Below are 19,101 nucleotides of genomic sequence, written 5' to 3' on the forward strand. Positions count from 1 at the left end.
TTAGCCTTCCGGCACCATGCGCCAGATCGCACTGGCATGGTCATCGGAAATCAGGATCGATCCGTCGATATAGTGTTTCACATCAACCGGACGGCCAATCACTTCGCCATTGCTGCGCAGGAAACCAACAAGGAACGGGTTTTCTGTCACCGGCTTGCCATTGATGAACTCAACCCGGACAACCTCGTACCCATCGGGAATGGTGCGGTTCCAAGATCCATGCAGCGCCACCAGCGCATCCCCGCCATCGAAGGTGAAGCCAAGCGGCGCATTATGGGCATTAAAGGTAAATTCCGGGAAAGTGACTTCTTCTGGCACCGTTTCATCGGAAAATTGCGGGCTTCTGGTGTCGTTCCCCGCATACCACGGATAGCCATAGAACTGGCCAGACTGGCTGGCACGATTAAGTTCCTCACGCGGGATATTATCGCCCAGCATATCGCCGCCATTATCGGTAAACCAAAGCTCGTCCGTTTCCGGATGGAAGGTCAAACCGACAGAATTGCGAATGCCGCTGGCATAGATGTCTGGTGCGCCGCCAGTGACCGGGATGGAGATGATCGTGCCTTCAAGGCCGCTGACCTTGCAGATATTGCACGGTGCCCCGACCGCAACAAACAAGCGATCGCCATCCGGTGACAAGGCGGCATAGCGCCAGCCATGATGGCGTTCATCAGGCAGATTGGTAAACAGTATCCGCGGGCGACCAAGGCTTTCGCCATCAAAATTGGCAAGATCATAGGACACAATGCGGTGCTGATCGGCAACAAACAGGGTCCCGGGTTTATAGGCAATCCCGTTGGCCAGCTTGAAGTCATCCGCAATCAGATTGACGTCCTCGGCAACGCCATCGCCATCCTGGTCACGCACGAAATAAAGGTTCGGCCCGCGCGTCCCGACAAAAGCGCCGTTAAGCTCCGGGGCAACCGCAATCGTCCGGGCGTTGCTGACCTCGGCAAACACCGAAAGGCGATATCCGCTTTCAGCCGTTAGCATCGATTGAACGCGTGCCACACGTTCGGAAACCTGCTGGGCCTGTGCGGAGATACTTAGCGCACTCACAGCCGCGGCAGAGACAGCCCCCAAACACAAACGCCCGGCCCATCGGCGTGCGGTGTGCAACTGGCGACGGAAGTCCGGGCGTAAATATTGGGTCATCCTGAAATCTCCTTGTCTGGCAATCGGCCTTAAAAGGATACGGACAGTTTCCCCAGGTCGATCAGGGACAAGACCGCCTAATTTGATTGTATTGGCGGATATTCTATTGGCGAGATACTAGGAAAAGCCCGCAGGATGGGTCTCATCCCTTCCAAGGGTTTTGACGCAGGAGTTCGCCAATAGAATATCTGTCCTGCGGATCAATCGGATTTGTACGAGCTACTTTGTCGCGAAGCCTTGAAAGATAAAAATCTTCCTTCGGCCCCGCTTCGCGTATTCGAACAAATCTGATTGACCAATTCAATTAAATTAGGCGGTCTTGTCCCTAACGAACGCGTTCAGAGATCGGGGCGTTGACCGACAGTTCCATGTCCCAGGGGAAGTAAATCCAGGTGTCCTGGGAGACTTCGGTCACAAAGCTGTCAACGATTTCACGGCCAAGCGGCTTGGCATAAACGGTTGCGAAATGCGCATGCGGCAGCTTTTCGCGCACAGCCTTGGCGGTTTTGCCGGTATCGACCAGATCATCAATGATCAGCATATCGGTACCGTCACCCTTGATGTCTTTCAGCCATTCCAGATCGCCACGCGTCTTGTCAGAGTAGCTGCGTACGCACACCGTATCAATCAGGCGAATATCAAGTTCGCGGGCAATGATTGCCGCTGGCACAAGACCGCCACGGGTGATTGCCACGATTCCCTTGAACGGGCCTTTTTCCAACAGTCGCCATGCAAGTGCACGGGCATCGCGATGCATCTGTTCCCAGGAAACCGGGAAACCTTTGTTATAAGCAGCTTCGCTCACAAGAATTCTCCTGCGCCAGATCGGTTCGCCAAATGAATGTGCCCAGAGATTACCTAAAGGCGTCACCCAAAGGCATCACCATCCAGACCCGCATTCCACAAAATTAAGCCGCTTAACTACGCCCTGTTGGGCCCGAAGGCAAGTATTCGCTGGCAGCGTTGTTACTGCGCGTTCATCCGCGCTTGAAGCAACGTAGAAAAATCACTGCCGAGTTTCTGGATCGCCGATGACCAGTCTCCCGGTTTATCCTGACGATAGATCCGCAAGGTCGGATACCACGGGCTATCGGCCCTATGCACCATCCAGCGCCAGTCGGTGGTGTAAAGCTGCAACATCCAGACCGGTACGCCAAGCGCACCTGCCAGATGGGCGGGTGAGCTGTCAATCGTGATCACCAGATCCATCGCCTGCATCAATGCGGCACTGTCGCCAAAATCATGAATATGATCGCCAAGGTCGGTGACAAAGGCATGCAGGCCAAGCTTGTCGATATCGGCGCGGCGCTCATCAATCTGGAAGCTGTAAAACGCTGCCCCCTTGGCCGACAAAATCGGCAGCAAGGTTTCAAGCGGGCAGGATCGATCGCGCGGGTTAAGCTTGCCCGCCCAGATCAGCCCGACCTTAAGCACCGTGCCCGGCGGCGGTGCCAATCGCGCGCGTTTGCCCTGCGGCGCGGAGATGTAGCTATCGGTCGAGATTTTCTGAAGCTCTTTGGATCCGATGCCCATCACATGCGGCAGGCTTAAAAGCGGCACATGCACATCAAATTCCGGAAGTGCGCGGCCCTTTTCCACAACGGTCCCAACACCCGAAACGGTTTTCATGATCGGGATCAGTTCCTTGCGGCATTCAAGGATCACATGTGCGGCCTTTTGCGCCACCAGCGGCACAAAACGGGCAAACTGGATCATGTCGCCAAAGCCCTGCTCGGCGCGCAGTAAAATGCGTTTGCCGCGAAGATCAGCTTTGCCATCCCACTCGGGGGCGGTTTCAAGCGGCCGGATCGGATTATCGGCAAGTTTGCGGCGCGTCTCATACCCCGCCCAACCTTCGGCATAGTTGCCAAGCGCAAGATGCGCCAATGACTTGTCCCAGTTGGCATCGACATACTCAGGGTCAATCGCAAGCGCACGCTCGAAATAGTCAAGCGCCTCTTCAAAGCGGTTCATATCGCGATACACAAGGCCGGTATTAAACGCATGCGACTTGACACTGTCATCAAGCTCAAGCGCCTTCTTGTGCGCAACAAGCGCCTCGTCAAAGCGCATCATTTCACGCAGACAATTGCCCATATTCGACCACAAGCCAGCATTGCCGGGGCGCAAATCTGCCGCCCGTCGATAGGCAATGAGGGCTGCCTCGAACTTCTTGCTGCGACGAAGCGCCACGCCAAGGTTGTTCCACACATCCGGTTGATTGGGGTTCTGGCGAAGGGCCGTGCTGTAAAGGCGGATGGCATCATCAATCTGGCCGGCCTGATGGGCGGCAAGACCGCGCTGAAACAGGTCACTGATCACTTGGCGGCGCTGAACCGCGGCATCACCATTTTTGGCCGACGGCATGCTTTGATCGCTGGTGGCAACGTCTTCGGTTTTTGGGGTGGCATCCTTGGCCGAAATCACCGGACCATCCTGTTTGGCCGCTGTATTATCCGCAGACGGCTTTGATGCTTTCTTTGCCGGTCGTTTTTTGCGCGTTGTCGCCGCTTTCGCCATTCCTGTTCCCCCCGGTGCCTTTGCCCTTATCTGGCAAAAGCCATCGCCCCCGTTAAAGGCATTTCACACAGACTGACCACGGCACTGACCGCCCGATTCGGCGGCATGTGGCCTTTCCTGCACAAAGCATAATTTACCAAAAAAGCCTTACCAATAAGTGGATTTATTCATTTGGTTTTATGGAAATGGAATATTCACCACGCCCATCGTTTCTTGTTTCAGTAATTTTACCAGATGGGGTAGCCTCAGCGGCATAACAACAAACCAGAATGTAGTCGTCACGCCTTTGTGCCTCATTACGGAAAAATAAACGCACGAATTGGTCACTGTGAACATCACGCAGGGCAACAATTCGTCACAACCTGACTGTCGGTAACATGATCGGAGCTTCAGGCCGATCACCGACATCAGATCTAGGGATTGGGTTAATTCTGCCTTTGAAGGATTGGGAGACCGTAAATGGCCGAACCTAAGAGATCCGGTGCCTCCGTCGGACGTAAAGTGATTTTTGTGATTGTGGGACTTCTCGTCGTTGGCTTCGCCGCGATGATGACCATCCAGACCGTCTCGCAACGCAATGCCATGATCGAAATCATGTATAATGAATCGGTCGAAAAAACCGAAATGCTGTCAACTGCGGTTCAGCCGGGCTTCATTGCCATGGACGGCGCATCGGTTGAAAAGGAATTCCGCAAGATTACCGACAAGGAAGGCTCGCAGCTGGCAAGCCTGATCGCGGCAAATCCTGATGGTGATGCCATCGGCACCTATCAATCAGAAACACTCAAAAAGCATGATCTGGCAGCCCTGATCGAGCCTTATCTCGGGCAGCTTGAAAACAAGGAAGTCATCAGCTTCATTTCCGAAGATGCTGTGATCGTCGGTGCCCCGATCACCAAATATTCCAAGCGCCGCGACGAAGATCAGTATCGTGGCATGCTGGTTACCGCCTGGTCGCTTGACCGCGTCAATGCCGAAGTCCAGCAGGCCGTTATCATTCAGGTCGCCCTGGCTGCGGCCATTCTGGTGGTTTTGCTCGGTGTCACATGGTTTGTCCTGCGCCATCAGATCCTGACTCCGATGGTCAAGATCAATGGCGCGATGCGGTCGCTGGTCGATGGAGAACTGGATGTCGATATCCCGGGCCTCAAGCGCAATGACGAAATCGGCGAGATGGCGTCATCGGTCGAAATCTTTAAGGAAAACGCCAAGCGCGTCGCCCAGCTTGATCGCGAACGCGAACAGGAACGCGAACGCGCCGAGGCCAAACGCCGCGAAGCCATGGCGGCCCTTGCCGGCCGGTTTGAACAAACCGTCATGGGTGTGGTCGATGGCGTGTCTGGTGCATCTGGCGAAATGCAGGAAGTCGCCCAGACCATGGTGGCCGCCGTGCAACAAAACGAAGCCGGATCACAGGCCGTGGTTGCCGCTGTTGAGCAGGCCAACCACAGTGTCGAGACCGTCGCAAGTGCCGCCGAACAGCTTGCTGTTTCGATCCGCGACATCAGCGCACGTGTGAATGAAACTTCGAACATCACCGCCAATGCCTCGACCGAGGCAAACCGGGTCAATGAAATGGTTCAGGGGCTTGATGTCTCGGCCCAGAAAGTCGGCGAAGTCGTCCAGATCATTCAGGCGATTGCCGAACAGACCAACTTGCTGGCACTCAACGCAACGATCGAGGCCGCCCGTGCCGGTGATGCTGGCAAGGGCTTTGCCGTGGTCGCCAACGAGGTCAAAAACCTCGCCAACCAGACCGCGCGTGCGACCGAGGATATCTCGGAACAGATTTCCGGTATTCAGGGCTCGACCCAGCAGGCGGTTGGCGCGATTGACGGGATCACCGGCATCATTGCCAATCTGAACGATATCGCATCCGAAGTGGCGGCTGCGGTCGAAGAACAGGGTCAGGCAACCACGGAAATCTCGACCTCGGTTCAGCAGGCTGTTCAAAGCACGCAGGAAGTCTCCAACCACATCCGCGAAATGCAGGAAGCCGCCCGCCAGACTGGCGAAGCAGCCCATCAGGTATTGGGCGCGTCTGACAAGCTTAACAGCCAGTCGGGCACGCTGCGCGGTGAGGTTGGCAACTTCCTTAATGAAGTGCGCGCAAGCTAAGCGTCATCTGGCTTAAAACCAAAAAACGCCGCCCGGTTTTCCGTGGCGGCGTTTTTGTTTTTCTATGTGGCCCTAGCGTAATGGATCGCGGTTTCTTGCATCCTCATCAAGGCGCATCATCATCATGTCGTCGAGATCGGCATAGCCATGCAAACGATATAGCGGCTGCATGTCCGATGTCGCCAGAAGCCAGCGTTTCACACGCCTTAGTTCCGGATGGTTATGCAACGCATCGATCATTTTGGCGGCAATACCCATACGGCGATAATCCGGATCGACAAACACATCGGCAACATAGGCAATAGCGATCTGATCGCTGACCACGCGCGCAAAACCCACCTGACGGCCATCGCAATAGGCGCCGACAGGAAATGACATCTCGACAGATCGATCAAACTCTCCGCGCGTCCGCCCGGCGGCCCAATAGGACGCGGCGATAAAATCATAGCAATATTCAAGATCGATCCGTGACCGATCCAGGCTGATTTCAATGGTTTTATCGCCATCTGCCATCATGGTCGTCCCACAAGGTGTCGTCCCGTAAGGTGATTGGGCTATTTCAGGTAAACCGCAACAGCCAGCGCCACAATCGCCACCCACATCACAAGGGATTGGCGCGAAAATCCGCTAGGTTTGCTTTGCCCGTTATTTGGCTTGCCACGCATGGCGGCAACCGTGTCGGGATGCAGGCGCAATCCCTGATCGGTAAAGACGGCGGATGCCTGTTCTGCAGCTTCGATCACGCGCGGAAGTCGGCGAAACATGGTACCCGCCTGAAGGGTGGCTTCCTTGATCTTGGCTTCAGGACCAAGGTTTTCACGCATCCAGTCTTCGATCAACGGACGCGACAATTCCCACATATTCTCATTCGGGCTGAGAATACGTGAAAGCCCCTCTGCAACGATCATGGTTTTTTGCAGCATCAAAAGCTGCGGCTGCGTTTCCATGCCGAACTGTTCGGTAATCTGGAACAACTGCCCCAACAACCGCCCGACGGAAATATCAGCCAATTCCTTGCCCAGGATCGGCTCGCCAATCGAACGGCAGGCCTGTTGAAAGTTTTCAAGCGACTGGTTGCGCGGAACATACCCTGCTTCGAAATGCACCTCGGCGACGCGATGATAATCACGCGTCAAAAAGCCCAGCAGCATCTCGGCCAGATAAAGACGCGTCTGTTTGTCCACCCGGCCCATGATGCCGAAATCAACCAGACTGACCCGGCCGTTTTCATCGACAAACAGGTTACCCGGATGCATGTCCGCATGGAAAAACCCGTCGCGGAAAACCTGTTGGAAAAATGCCCCGGCCGCCTTGGCCAACAAGTCAGACCGGTCAATGCCCATGCGATCAAGGGCTTCGACATTATCGATGCGCACGCCCTTGACCCGTTCCATGGTCATCACGTGTTCGGCGGTGCGTTCCCAATCGATCTGCGGGATGTAATAGGTCGGATCGTCTTCAAAGTTTTGGCGGAATTCCGATGCCGCTGCCGCCTCGAAACGCAGGTCCATCTCAAGATGGACACTGTCTTCAAGCGCCTTGACCGTTTCAATCGGTTTAAGACGACGCAGGCGTGGCTGGGTCAGTTCGACAAGTTCCGCAATCCAGTAAAACAGGTCCATGTCGCGCGCAAAGCGATACCGGATGTCCGGGCGCAGGACCTTGACCGCCACTTCGCGCCCATCGGTCGTAGTCGCGAAATGCACCTGTGCGATCGATGCTGCGGCAACAGGCGTTTCATCAAATTCGGCAAACAGCACGTCAAACGGTTCGGCCAGCTGTTCGGTGATGATGCGTTTGGCAACCTTGGCCGAAAACGGCGGCAGGCGATCCTGAAGCGACGACAGGTCGGCGGCCACATCATCCCCGATGAGATCGGAACGGGTGGCAAGAGTCTGGCCAAGCTTGATGAAAGCCGGGCCGAGTTCCTCAAGCGCGCGCGCTAGCCGCTTGCCCGGTGGCAAATCAGACCGGCGCGAAAACGGGGCGGTCAGGCGGGCCAGAAACGCGACAAGTTTCCCCCCCGGCACAAGGGCGAGTGGAAACAGCGCATCATAGCGCGCCAAAGTGCGCGCCATGGCAAGCAGGCGAAAGCTGTTACGAATAAAACGGATCATGCGTCAAACGCCCTTATATCCGCCAACCGGAATGAATAGCTGCAATCCCGCCAGACAGGTTGCGGTATTTTACCCGCTCAAAGCCGGCCGCCCGGATCATGGATGCAAATGTTTCCTGATCGGGGAACTTGCGAATGCTTTCCGCCAGATACTGATAAGCTTCGCGATTGCCCGCGATAAACCGGCCGATTTCAGGCAAAAGCTTGAAGGAATAGGTATCATACAGCTTATCGAACCCGGGCACGACGACCTTGGAAAATTCAAGACACTGGAACTTTCCACCCGGGCGCAGGACGCGATAGGCTTCTGAAAGTGCTTCTTCGATGCGGGTTACATTGCGAATGCCAAAGGCGATGGTATAGGCATCAACCGAACAGTCCGGCAGCGGCAATTTCTGCGCATCACCGACGGTCCAGTTGATGTTTTTCAGGATCCCGTGATCAACCGCGCGGTCGCGCCCGACATGGAGCATTTCATAGTTGATGTCACAGACCGTGACAGAGCCACCACCGTTTTTCAGGAAGCGAAACGCAATATCGCCGGTGCCCCCGGCAACGTCGAGCAACTTCATGCCCGGACGCGGCTTGAGCTCGTTGATGAAACTGTCTTTCCACAAGCGATGCACCCCACCGCTCATCAAATCGTTCATCAGGTCATATTTCGACGCAACAGTGTCGAAGACCTCGCGCACCATGGATGCCTTCTGGCTTTCGGGAACATCACGAAAACCAAAGTGGGTTGTGTTTTCGCCGGTTTCGCCCGCGGCAGGGTCTGTGTTCTTGCTCATGGCCGGGAAAATAGCGCAGCAATGATTATCCTGCCAGTGGAAAGCCACGACAAAACGCAAATATCCTGTTGGATCGTGGTCATTTCTGTTAAGTCAATCTGACGCGACAAGCGTTTGCCAAGAAGATTAGAGCGACGACAAGAACAGGATGCCCCGATGACCTGCATGGTAAAAATCTGTGGAATTAACAGCGAAGATGCCGCGATTGCAGCCATGAGTGCCGGGGCAGATGCCCTTGGATATGTCTTCTTCCCGCCAAGCCCGCGCCATATCTCGCTTAAGGGTGCCAAGACCCTCACCGAACGGGTCCCCAACAGCATCTATAAGGTCGGCCTGTTTGTTGAGGCCGGTGACGAGGCGCTTGAAAACGCGATCAAGGCCGGCAATCTCGATGTCATCCAGCTTCATGGCAAGGAAAGCCCGGAACGCGTGGCCGAGGTCAAGGAACGCTTTGGCCTTAAGGTCATGAAGGCCATTTCGGTCAGCACCGCAAACGATATCGAAAACGCCAAGAAGAACTATGACGGCGTTGCTGATTTTCTGTTGTTTGATGCCAAACCGCCCAAAGACAGCGTCCTTCCCGGCGGCAATGCCGTGTCGTTCGACTGGACGCTTCTGACCGGTCAGAACTTCCAAAGCAACTGGATGCTGGCCGGTGGCCTTGATCCCAGCAACGTCGCCGAGGCCGTCAAGATTACAGGCGCGCCCTGGGTTGATGTGTCATCCGGTGTCGAACGGAGCAAGGGCGTTAAGGACCCGCGCAAGATCTCGGCCTTTATCCAGGCGGCAAAAGGGTACTGATCCCTCTGAGCAACTGCGATCAGAGCTGATTTAACCATTTCTGAAATGATTGGGCGCAAAACTGCCCGGGCAATAGTGCACTCCATTGCCCGGACCGAGTACGCGCGACATGAAGCCGACCCTTCGATCAAGAACCCAGAAACTTCTGCACGGTGTTGACCGGGAATCGCGGTTTTCGCTGTTTGTACATCTGGTTCTGGCCAGCGCGATCATCGTCAATGTCGTCTCGGTGATCTTTGACTCGGTCGAAGCCTTTGCCGAACGCTATTTCATTCTGTTTGCCACAATCGAGATCGTCTGCACGCTGATCTTTGCCATCGAATATGGCCTGCGTGTCTGGTCCGCCCCTGACAATCCGCGCTTTAGTGGCCGATTTGCGCGTCTGCGCTATATGCTAACACCGATGGCGTTGATTGACCTTCTGGCGATCCTGCCGATCTTCCTGTGGTTCTTTACCAGCATTGATTTGCGCTTTATCCGTATTGTCCGGTTGCTGCGCCTGTTGAAATTCACCCGCTATTCCACCGGGCTGGAATTGATGATGCTGGTGTTTCGCCAGCAGATGGGCATTTTTGGCGCCGCCAGTGCCGCCCTTGCCTGCATGCTGGTTTTCAGTGCCGGGGCAATTTACCTCGCCGAACACGAAGCCCAACCTGAACAATTCTCCAACCTGCTTGATGCGCTTTACTGGAGTGTCATTACGCTTGCCACAGTCGGCTATGGCGATGTTGTGCCGATTACGCCGTTTGGCAAATTCCTTGCCAGCATCATATCGCTGACCGGGATCGGGATTGTCGCCGTCCCGGCCGGTATTCTGGCGTCGGCCTTTAACGCCGAACTGCGTCGGCGCGAAGCCGAATATCGCCATCAGGCCACCCGCCAGTTGCTGGGCAAACGTTTGACCGAACGGGTCCGCCACAAACTAAGGTCCCATCAGGAGGAACTCGGCATCAGCGAAGAACAGGCCCAATCCATCATCGAGGACATCCGCGATGTCCATCGCAATGAAAGCGATGAAATCCTGACCTGTCCGCATTGCCATCAGCCGCTTCATCTTGAACTGCACGACACCGAAACAACACCCACGCCGCAAAAGTCTTGACGCCCGGTTTTTTTGCGCACATGGTTGAGCCATGAAAACACACGGCATGAACCCGACCCGCATTGCAAATCGTTGGTGGTGGATCGCTTAAGCGGGCGGCCAAAACTCGTGCCCTAAACATACCGGCCGCCTCATTCTTGCAGGCGGCTTTGTGTTTTCAGACTTCTTCTTCCTTGTCTTAAGATCACATGGCTCCTGCGGCGAAAGGCCCACACAGGAGTAAAAAACGTGACGACCCCGACAAGCCAGACCGGCATTTCCACTGACAGCAGCGAATATCGCTACACCACCGATGGCGGTGTTTCGGTTATCCGCCGCATGACCGAAATGCCCTACGAAAACGCAACCGAAGGCCTGATTGATGCGCTTGATGCCACCAAGGGCGTGTTGCTGTCGTCAAGCTATGAGTTTCCGGGGCGCTATTCACGTTGGGATATGGGCTTTGATGCCCCACCGCTTGAAATCGTCGGGCGCGAACGCGGCTTTGCCGTGCATGCGCTCAATGATCGCGGTCGGGTTTTGCTTGATGTCATTGCAAGTACGCTTGAAAACCATCCCCATGTCGAAAGCCTGACCAACGGCGAAGACGGGCTTTATGGCGTGGTCAAAAAACCCGCCGCCTGGTTCCCCGAAGAAGAACGCAGCCAGCAACCCAGCCTGTTTTCTGTCGTGCGCGCACTGCGTGATCTGTTCGGGCACAAGGGCGATGAACGTCTTGGTCTGTATGGTGCCTTCGGTTATGACATCGCGCTTCATTTCGAACAGATCAATCTGGCGCAGGACCGCCCGGCCGATCATAAGGACATCCACCTGTTCCTGCCTGATCAGATGGTCACAGTCGACCATGCATCGCGCGTCGCCACCCGCTTTGATTATGAATTTATCGCCCCCGATGGTCGCAGCACTGCGGGCCTTGAGCGCATTTCCCAACCCCATCCGCCATCACGCGGCAACAACGCCGCCATCGAAAACGACATGAAACAGGGCGAATATGCCGCCATTGTTGACGATGCCAAGCACCGCTTTGCCCGTGGCGAACTGTTTGAAGTCGTGCCCAGCCGCGTTTTCCGCACCGCCTGCGATGTCAAACCGTCGGAAATTTTCCGCCGTCTCAAGCGTCGCAACCCCGCCCCTTACGGCTTCCTGATCAATCTCGGCGACGGTGAACACCTGATCGGCGCATCGCCTGAAATGTATGTCCGGGTCAAGGGACAGCGTATCGAAACCTGCCCGATCTCCGGCACCATCGCACGTGGCCGTGATGCGATTGAGGATGCCGAAAATATCCGCACATTGCTGAATTCTGCCAAGGAAGAGTCGGAACTCACCATGTGCACCGATGTTGATCGCAACGACAAGGCACGCGTCTGCAAACCCGGCAGCATCCGCATTCTGGGCCGGCGTCAGATCGAAATGTATTCGCGCCTGATCCACACGGTTGATCACGTTGAAGGCCGCCTGCGGGATGGCTTTGATGCGCTTGACGCCTTCCTGACCCATTGCTGGGCGGTCACGGTTACCGGTGCGCCCAAACGGGCCGCGATGAAACATATCGAGGCCGTCGAACGCAGTGCGCGCGCCTGGTATGGCGGGGCGATTGGCGCTGTTTTGTGCAATGGCGATCTAAATACCGGCCTGACGCTGCGCACCGTGCGCCTCAAACAGGGTGTCGCCGAAGTCCGCGCGGGCGCGACGCTGTTATTTGATAGCGAACCGGACGCCGAAGAAGCCGAAACCGTGCTGAAGGCATCGGCGATGATTGATGCCGTCACCCGCGATGCCAAGGATGAAGTCACCCTTGATCCGACGGTGTCAGGTGTCGGCAAACGCGTGCTTCTGATCGATCACGAAGACAGCTTTGTGCAGAACCTTGCCAGCTACATCCGTGCGACGGGGGCTGAAACGCTCACACTCCGTCCGGGCTTCCCCGATCAGGCGTTTGAGGATTTCAAACCTGATCTGGTGTTCCTGTCACCGGGTCCCGGGCGGCCTGATGACTATCACCTGCGCGACAGCATCGAACGCGCCCTTGCCGCGGGTTTGCCGGTGTTCGGGGTTTGCCTTGGTCTTCAGGGGATTGTCGAATTCTTTGGCGGATCACTGGGTCAACTTGTCACACCGATGCATGGCAAACCGTCAAAGGTGAAACTCGATACAACTGATCCGCTGTTTGATGGCCTACCCGAAGACATCGTTGTCGGACGTTACCATTCCCTGTTTGCCAAGGCGGCTGAAATGCCAGCCGACCTTACGGTCACGGCGCGCAGTGACGACGGGGTGATCATGGGCATCCGCCACAAAAGCCTGCCGATCAGTGCCGTGCAGTTCCACCCCGAAAGCCTTTTGACCCTTCAGGGCGAAGTCGGCATGCGCATGATCGCAAACCTTCTGCGCAACCCGCATGGCCAGCGCCCTGATGACAAGATCGAAGACCCCGAACAGGACGACACGACAAACAAGGAAGATACAGCGACCGATCACAAGGCCGCCTGACCATCATCAAACACCCTGATCTGCGTGGCGTGCCAAGCCCCCCCTGTCAAGGCACAGCAAACCGCAGATCACACACAGCAACGGCCGTGCTCCTCCCTCGCGGCCGTTGCTGCTTATTTACTCAGGGTCGTTAGATGCCGTGATCAGGCATCGTCGTCATCAAGCGAACCGTCGATTACAGAGTAATCCGGTGGCGGGGCCTGACGGAATTTTTCCGGGTCACCCTTGCGTTTGTCGCGCGTGCGCGAAATCCAGCCGCCGTAATGGGCTTCGGGCTTGGGTTCGGTGGGGCCACCAGCACGCACCGGGCGCGGGGCAAACCGGCCCAGATTGATCACCCGGTCATACATCACGATGTTGGCGGCAATCGCCACATTGACACAAAAACTCATCGGGATCTTGATGATGAAATCGCATTTTTCCTGCATTTCATCTGACAGGTTGCCGCGTTCCGGACCCAGGATATAGGCCGCTTGCGACGGATGCTTGAAGCTTGGCAGTTCTATCGCATCGGGTGTCAGTTCGACCCCCACCATGCGGCAGCCTTGCGGCAGGAACAGGTTTTCGTGATCGGGGAAATGATAGTAGGGCATCTGTTCGCCCGACTTCGATGTATCGGTGATGTTGGAGCGTTCCTCACGGAAATCTGCATCCACCGTAAACGCAAAACTTGCGCCAAAGGCATGGGCAGAACGAAACAGGGTGCCCACATTCAAAGGCTTGCTTGCCCCTTCAATTCCAATCCCGAAATAGCCGCGCATATCTTCCTCCGTGCCGCACCAGACAGCCGGTCTCGGGCCGGTGCGAAAACAACTCCATAAAAAGAACTGTAGGGGGCTATAGCGCCCCGGGCACGATATGGCAAGCACACCACGGGCAATGCTGCCACCCGTTGATGCAACCGGTTGCTCTATCCGGTCGCCCTAACCGATCTGGCAAAACAATTTGGAACAACACCGCTGCTGCTTCGTTGATTCTAACAAAGGGCACAACATCCCTTGGTCGAGCAAACCGTCAACCAAAACAGGAGACGATAATGAATTGGGACCAAATCGAAGGACGTTGGAAACAGCTTACCGGTGACGTCAAAAAACAGTGGGGTCGCCTGACCGACGATGATGTCGATACCATTGATGGCCAGCAAGACAAACTGGTCGGCAAGATTCAGGAAGCCTATGGCATTCAACGCGAAGAGGCCGACCGTCAGGTCCGCGAGTGGTTCAACCGCCTTTAAGTGATTTGATTTAAGCCATAACCGGCCATCCCCCCGTTCGTTTCGCGCGCAGCCCAAGATCCTCCCCTTGATTGCTGCGCGCGAAACTGCTTTTTATGGGTCTGACATCTTTGTTTTCGCGTTTACAGGCCCATCATCATGCCCGTCAAATCCCCGTGCAACGGCACCTGCATGTTTGACCCAAGATCGGGTTACTGCATGGGTTGTTATCGCACCGGCGATGAAATCGGTTCCTGGATGACCATGAGCGACGGCACCAAAAAACGCGTCATTTCCAAAGCCAAACAACGCCGGGCTGATCACAAAGACGCAGCCCTTTCCCCCTGTTCAGATTAATTAACCCGATTGGGTCATTTCCAAACCGGCCGGGCTTATCGGCGCTTCATCCTTGACCGAGAACGGGCTTTCTTGGGCGCCGTCACGGATCGGGGCGGTTTTGGGCAAGACAATCTGAAACACGGTCCCGGATCCTGGAACAGATGAAATCTTGATCTTCCCGCCAAGGGTGTTTTGCACCACGTTCAAAATGATCGCCAATCCAAGGCCGCTGCCACTCGTCGTGCCGTCAAGCGACCAGAACGGCTCGAAAATCTTGTCGTGATTTTCCGGTGCGATACCGATGCCGTTATCTGCAATTTCAAGAAGGAAATTATCAGCATCCCGTTCGCTTAACCGGATGCTGATTTCGCCTTTTTCGCGGCCGACAAACGCATGTTGATGGGCATTCATGATCAGGCTGAGGATCACCTGATCAATCGCGTCGCTGTAACTGTCGAGATGTGCCGAGGGCGGTAGAACTGCCGTCAGTTTAATGCCTGTCTTTTTGAACTGATTGCGCAATGTCGCCACCAGATCTGAGATAACCTTGCTCAGATCGAAACTGCGATGAATGTGCACAGTTTGATCCGTGGCTGTCTGGTTGAAATGTTTCAGCAATTCTTTGGTCCGGCCAATATTTTTTTGAACAATCCGGTTGCCATCAATAAGCGCATTGATCATCTCAGTGCGTTCTTCGTCGAAATCCCCCGCCGTGATCAGGGATTGCTGCAAATCCTGCAGATCATCGGCCATGGTCGTCGTCACCGTAAGGGCATTGCCAAGCGGGGTGCGCATTTCATGCGATACCCCGGCCACAATCCGGCCAAGGGATGCCATGCGCCCCTGAACCAGCAAATCCTTGGTCAAAAGTGCCTGCAGTTCTGCGGTTTGTCGCCGCCGCAACATAAGATACCCGATCCCGCCTGAAAGCACCCAAATCAGTACCAGAACAAGGCATACAAAGATCACCTCTAAGGCCTTGTTTCCCGCCCAGACCTGATAGGCGGGCGAACTTGCGACAATATGGTACCTAGCGGATTCTGATCGCATACTGCCACTTGTAAAACTGCTCAGCATCCGTTCAATCGGAAGGGTTTCGACCTCGTAAATACGGCCCGCATATTCAAAGCCACCTTGCGATTGCACGGATTTGATCCGTTGCCAAAGTTGCGGGTCCACCTGCGCGACCGAGGCGTTATGTTGCAACATAAACCCCCAATTGCGATCATCTTCTGCCCCGGCCAACCAGTATCCATCCGGATTGACAAGCTCGGTTCGTGTCACGCCGTTAAGTGCCGTTCCATACGGCACCAATGGCGCGCCCATATCCAGATTAACAATCAGATAGCCGACAACGCTCTCATCGATCCCGCTGATCGGTGCAACCAAGCGGGTCGTCGGACGCCAGGGTACTTCGATCTCGCCATTTTCGACATTCAGATCAAGCCTGCTGACATAGACCTGCCCCGGGCTCAATGACCGGGCCGCCTCCATATAGTATCGATCCGATTTATCCTGTAGTTCGTCTTCCGGGGTAACAATCACCTCATTACCGCGCGCATCTACCCGGACAGCTTCCATGCCAGACGGCAAAACGATACGAAGCTGGCTGAAACGTTGCACTTCGCGGGCCAGGGATCTGAAATATCTGATGGTTGCCTCAGGCTGGGTTTCAAATTCCTGTACCGCCGGATGCAGGATCGACAGGTTCACGGTCTGGATGGCGGTTTCATACCATTGCTGCAGATCTGCCGCGCGATGGGTGACGTCAACGACCAACCGACGCACCGTCTGTTCGTCTTCACGACTTGCTTCAAGCGTGTGCCAGAATGTCATCAAACCGAAAAAGATCAGCATCCCGCAAACCGCAAGAAGACTGGTGACCCGCCAAAAGTAACCGTCCTGATGCCAACGGGATTTCCGGCCTTCCACCAGTGGCAAGGTATGGTCCGTCACAGATGGCGAATTTTGCTGCGCGTCAACCATTGTCAGATCGCCCGTCGTTATCGTGGCTTTTCACCCATTCGACAAATTTTTCCGGGGGAAGTCCGGGGCTGTAGAGAAAACCTTGCGCAAACTGAATGCCAAGATCCTTGCAAATTTCTTGCTGATCGGTGGTTTCAATACCCTCTGCAACTGCTTCGATACCAAGGGTTTGCGCAATTCTTGCAGCAGTTGCAGCAACATGACTGGCATACCCGCCTGCCGAAAGGCCGCTGATGAAGGACTTGTCAATCTTGATGCCACGCACTGGCAAAATATCAAGGTGATTGAGCGACGAATATCCCGTGCCAAAGTCGTCCAGCCAAATCTCAAATCCCTGGCGTGCCAGCTTTTGAACACAGGCTGTTGCCTCACCATCATTGGTAAAACGCTGGGTTTCGGTAATTTCAAAACCGACATTTTCCGGGCCAAGCTGATGGTCTTCACAAGCTTCGATCAACCGGTTAATGAAATCGATATTGTCAATGTCATTGGCTGCGAGATTAATCGCAGCCCGCAGAGGCTGAAGACCCTGTTGCCTGAGCATTGCGTTCAGCTTTGTAACCGCCTCTAGGCACTGCAAAGTAATCTCGCCGCTTAGTCCGGCGCGCTCGGCAACCGGGATAAACCGACCGGGGGAAACCGGTTGTCCTTCATCGATCCAACGACACAGAACCTCGCTACCGATGACGGCACCGGTTTTCAGGCAGATTTTGGGTTGGAACACGAAGGTCAGTTTTCGATCCCGCACCGCTTCGCGCAACTTGCCAACCATTTGCAAGGCACTTTGTACTTCATCGGCCATGGACGGCTCAAACTCAGCGGTACCCCCCGGGGCCCTCTGCTTTTGTTTCAGCAATGTCAGCCTTGCTGCGCGCTGGATGTCGCTGGCACGGCGGCCTTGCGGATTGCCGCGCACAATCCCGATGGTCCCGCGCACCACCACCGGGCTCCCGACCACTTCGAACGTCTCATCAAAAATTTCTTCAATGGCTGAAACTTCGACCTTTCCGGTGCTGTCAACAAGACCAAGCGTGTATTCCCCGACGCGCGCGACCAATACGTTGTCACCAACAACCGAGCGCAGCCGATCATAAACCGCGGTGATGACCCGATCGAAGTAATTCACGCCAAAAGCAACGCAAAACTGTGCGGCATCTTCAATCGCGACCATCGCAACAATTGCCGCGTCACTGCCATTTCGCGTCATATGCATCAGTTCGCGATCAAACGCGTTCTGATTGGGAAGTCCGGCACGCTGATCGACAAATGCCAGCTCCGCCAACTCTGAAATCAAGGCCAGATTGTCAAAACAGATCGCAAGATTGGTGGCAAACACCTCAACCAGGACGATATTTTCCGGGCTTAAGACCTGATCATGAACGAAATAGATCAACAATCGGCGTCCGGTGTCGCTTCGATGGCTAAACAGGATCTTGTTGCCGGAAATGACCGGTGCCGTACCGTTGTTATCCCCCGCTGAAATCAGGTCATGATCGATATCTTCGACGTCCGTAAGTCTTTTCCCGACGTAGGATGCAAACCGCCCGATACCGGAAAGTACCACAAGGTTATCTTCCTGATCAGACAACTCGGCAAGTGCGCAGACACCACCTTCCGGGCTAACCCGCAGGATGGCTGCAAGCTGGGTTAAAACCCCCTCGGCAAAGATATCGATACTCTTGTTTTGGTAAAGGTACTGGGTGCCCTCGATCACCATTTCCAGACCGGCGCGCGTTCCCTTAAGCGCCCTGACATAATCAACCGTCCGGATCGCCGTTGTCAGCGACGTGACAAGACGGGTACGGGTCAACTCGTCCTTGGACCAGTAGTCGTCAATCTCGTAATCACGGATGACCTGTTTTTCAGGCGCATCACCGGGATAACCGGTCCGTAAAATGATGCGTTGCTCGCGATATCCTTCGGCGCGGAGTTCCTCGACCAGACGCAATCCGCTGTCGGGTCGTTCCATGACGACATCAAGCAAAATCACTGCGATGTCGGGTGTCATATGAAGGATTTTAAGCGCTTCTTCAGCCGAAAAAACATGAATCAACTCAAGCGGTCGGCCAAGAATCTGCACCCTGCGCAGCGCGAAGTCAGTCGCCTCATGTACGTCATTGTCATCATCAACGACAAGAATCCGCCACGTTCGATCACCTTGCCGCTCATCATCCGTGTGAGAACCTGCCTTCAACGGCCAGGTTTCCGACATAACTGGCTCAATCAACGTTGTATCCTTTGTTCAATCGCGCCGCTGGAAAACGAAATCCGTTTCCCAGACCGCCAATTGTTTTTCTGCACACACCAGATCGGTAACACCCATTTCCCTCAAAATGGATACGAACGACCTTGGCAGTCTCCCCGAAACCTCTCGCTAAAATTCATCACAACAACACATGCTGATATGCGATATGGGATCACGCAAAACGGATTACAGCCCTGTGACCGGCAATTTTCGAGCCCATCC

15 protein-coding genes are annotated in these 19,101 nt (G+C 55.1%); 6 read left to right on the forward strand and 9 right to left on the reverse strand.

All coding sequences use genetic code 11. From position 1 onward, the window contains the following. From WBY09_RS00135 to WBY09_RS00145, 3 genes are all read right to left on the reverse strand, one after another. Positions 1–1,158: a PQQ-dependent sugar dehydrogenase gene (locus WBY09_RS00135; RefSeq protein WP_336231736.1), complete on the reverse strand. Its 1,158-nt coding sequence runs from the start codon at positions 1,156–1,158 to the stop codon at positions 1–3. A gap of 325 nt (positions 1,159–1,483) precedes the next feature. Then, positions 1,484–1,963 (reverse strand): xanthine phosphoribosyltransferase, encoded by a 480-nt coding sequence (gene gpt, locus WBY09_RS00140; protein ID WP_008889111.1) that lies wholly within the window; start codon positions 1,961–1,963, stop codon positions 1,484–1,486. A 161-nt stretch (positions 1,964–2,124) separates the two neighbouring features. Next, positions 2,125–3,678: a tetratricopeptide repeat protein gene (locus WBY09_RS00145; protein WP_336231737.1), complete on the reverse strand. Its 1,554-nt coding sequence runs from the start codon at positions 3,676–3,678 to the stop codon at positions 2,125–2,127. A 459-nt stretch (positions 3,679–4,137) separates the two neighbouring features. On the opposite strand from WBY09_RS00145, the gene WBY09_RS00150 reads away from it, so the two are divergent. After that, a complete protein-coding gene (locus WBY09_RS00150; protein ID WP_336231738.1) occupies positions 4,138–5,796 on the forward strand; it encodes a methyl-accepting chemotaxis protein in 1,659 nt (552 codons plus the stop codon). 72 nt (positions 5,797–5,868) lie between these two features. Here the strand turns inward: WBY09_RS00150 and WBY09_RS00155 are convergent, their stop codons facing one another. From WBY09_RS00155 to ubiE, 3 genes are read right to left on the reverse strand one after another with little or no spacing between them, the layout of a single operon-like run. After that, positions 5,869–6,309 carry a GNAT family N-acetyltransferase gene (locus WBY09_RS00155; protein WP_336231739.1) on the reverse strand — a complete coding sequence of 147 codons (441 nt, stop codon included), beginning with the start codon at positions 6,307–6,309 and terminating at the stop codon, positions 5,869–5,871. A 41-nt stretch (positions 6,310–6,350) separates the two neighbouring features. Further along, positions 6,351–7,913 (reverse strand): 2-polyprenylphenol 6-hydroxylase, encoded by a 1,563-nt coding sequence (gene ubiB / locus WBY09_RS00160; protein WP_336231740.1) that lies wholly within the window; start codon positions 7,911–7,913, stop codon positions 6,351–6,353. Between the two features lie 13 nt (positions 7,914–7,926). After that, the gene (ubiE, locus tag WBY09_RS00165; RefSeq protein ID WP_336231741.1) at positions 7,927–8,700 is read right to left on the reverse strand and encodes a bifunctional demethylmenaquinone methyltransferase/2-methoxy-6-polyprenyl-1,4-benzoquinol methylase UbiE; all 774 of its coding nucleotides are present in this window, start codon (positions 8,698–8,700) and stop codon (positions 7,927–7,929) included. 156 nt (positions 8,701–8,856) lie between these two features. Here ubiE and WBY09_RS00170 point away from each other — a divergent pair, with 156 nt between their 5' ends. The 3 genes from WBY09_RS00170 (at position 8,857) to WBY09_RS00180 (ending at position 13,096) form a co-directional block, all read left to right on the forward strand. Further along, positions 8,857–9,501 carry a phosphoribosylanthranilate isomerase gene (locus WBY09_RS00170; RefSeq protein ID WP_008889105.1) on the forward strand — a complete coding sequence of 215 codons (645 nt, stop codon included), beginning with the start codon at positions 8,857–8,859 and terminating at the stop codon, positions 9,499–9,501. A 109-nt stretch (positions 9,502–9,610) separates the two neighbouring features. Further along, positions 9,611–10,603 (forward strand): ion transporter, encoded by a 993-nt coding sequence (locus tag WBY09_RS00175; RefSeq protein ID WP_336231742.1) that lies wholly within the window; start codon positions 9,611–9,613, stop codon positions 10,601–10,603. A 228-nt stretch (positions 10,604–10,831) separates the two neighbouring features. Further along, positions 10,832–13,096: an anthranilate synthase component I gene (locus WBY09_RS00180; RefSeq protein ID WP_336231743.1), complete on the forward strand. Its 2,265-nt coding sequence runs from the start codon at positions 10,832–10,834 to the stop codon at positions 13,094–13,096. Between the two features lie 143 nt (positions 13,097–13,239). Here WBY09_RS00180 and WBY09_RS00185 read toward each other — a convergent pair whose 3' ends face one another. Beyond that, complete coding sequence (locus WBY09_RS00185; protein ID WP_063085702.1) at positions 13,240–13,857, reverse strand: RNA methyltransferase; 618 nt, start codon at positions 13,855–13,857, stop codon at positions 13,240–13,242. A 275-nt stretch (positions 13,858–14,132) separates the two neighbouring features. Here WBY09_RS00185 and WBY09_RS00190 point away from each other — a divergent pair, with 275 nt between their 5' ends. Further along, positions 14,133–14,330, forward strand: coding sequence for a CsbD family protein (locus WBY09_RS00190; protein ID WP_063085705.1), 198 nt, complete (start codon positions 14,133–14,135; stop codon positions 14,328–14,330). A gap of 138 nt (positions 14,331–14,468) precedes the next feature. Next, on the forward strand, positions 14,469–14,666 hold the full coding sequence (locus WBY09_RS00195; protein ID WP_336231744.1) for a DUF1289 domain-containing protein: 198 nt from the start codon (positions 14,469–14,471) through the stop codon (positions 14,664–14,666). On the opposite strand, the gene WBY09_RS00200 is transcribed toward WBY09_RS00195, so the two are convergent. Both WBY09_RS00200 and WBY09_RS00205 read right to left on the reverse strand, forming a co-directional pair. Then, positions 14,667–16,634 carry a sensor histidine kinase gene (locus WBY09_RS00200; protein WP_064780420.1) on the reverse strand — a complete coding sequence of 656 codons (1,968 nt, stop codon included), beginning with the start codon at positions 16,632–16,634 and terminating at the stop codon, positions 14,667–14,669. Beyond that, complete coding sequence (locus WBY09_RS00205; protein ID WP_157097710.1) at positions 16,627–18,861, reverse strand: EAL domain-containing protein; 2,235 nt, start codon at positions 18,859–18,861, stop codon at positions 16,627–16,629. The genes WBY09_RS00200 and WBY09_RS00205 overlap by 8 nt, the downstream gene beginning before the upstream one ends. Positions 18,862–19,101: the final 240 nt, after the last annotated feature.

It is taken from the genome of Thalassospira sp. CH_XMU1458 (assembly GCF_037027205.1).
Lineage (GTDB): Bacteria > Pseudomonadota > Alphaproteobacteria > Rhodospirillales > Thalassospiraceae > Thalassospira > Thalassospira tepidiphila.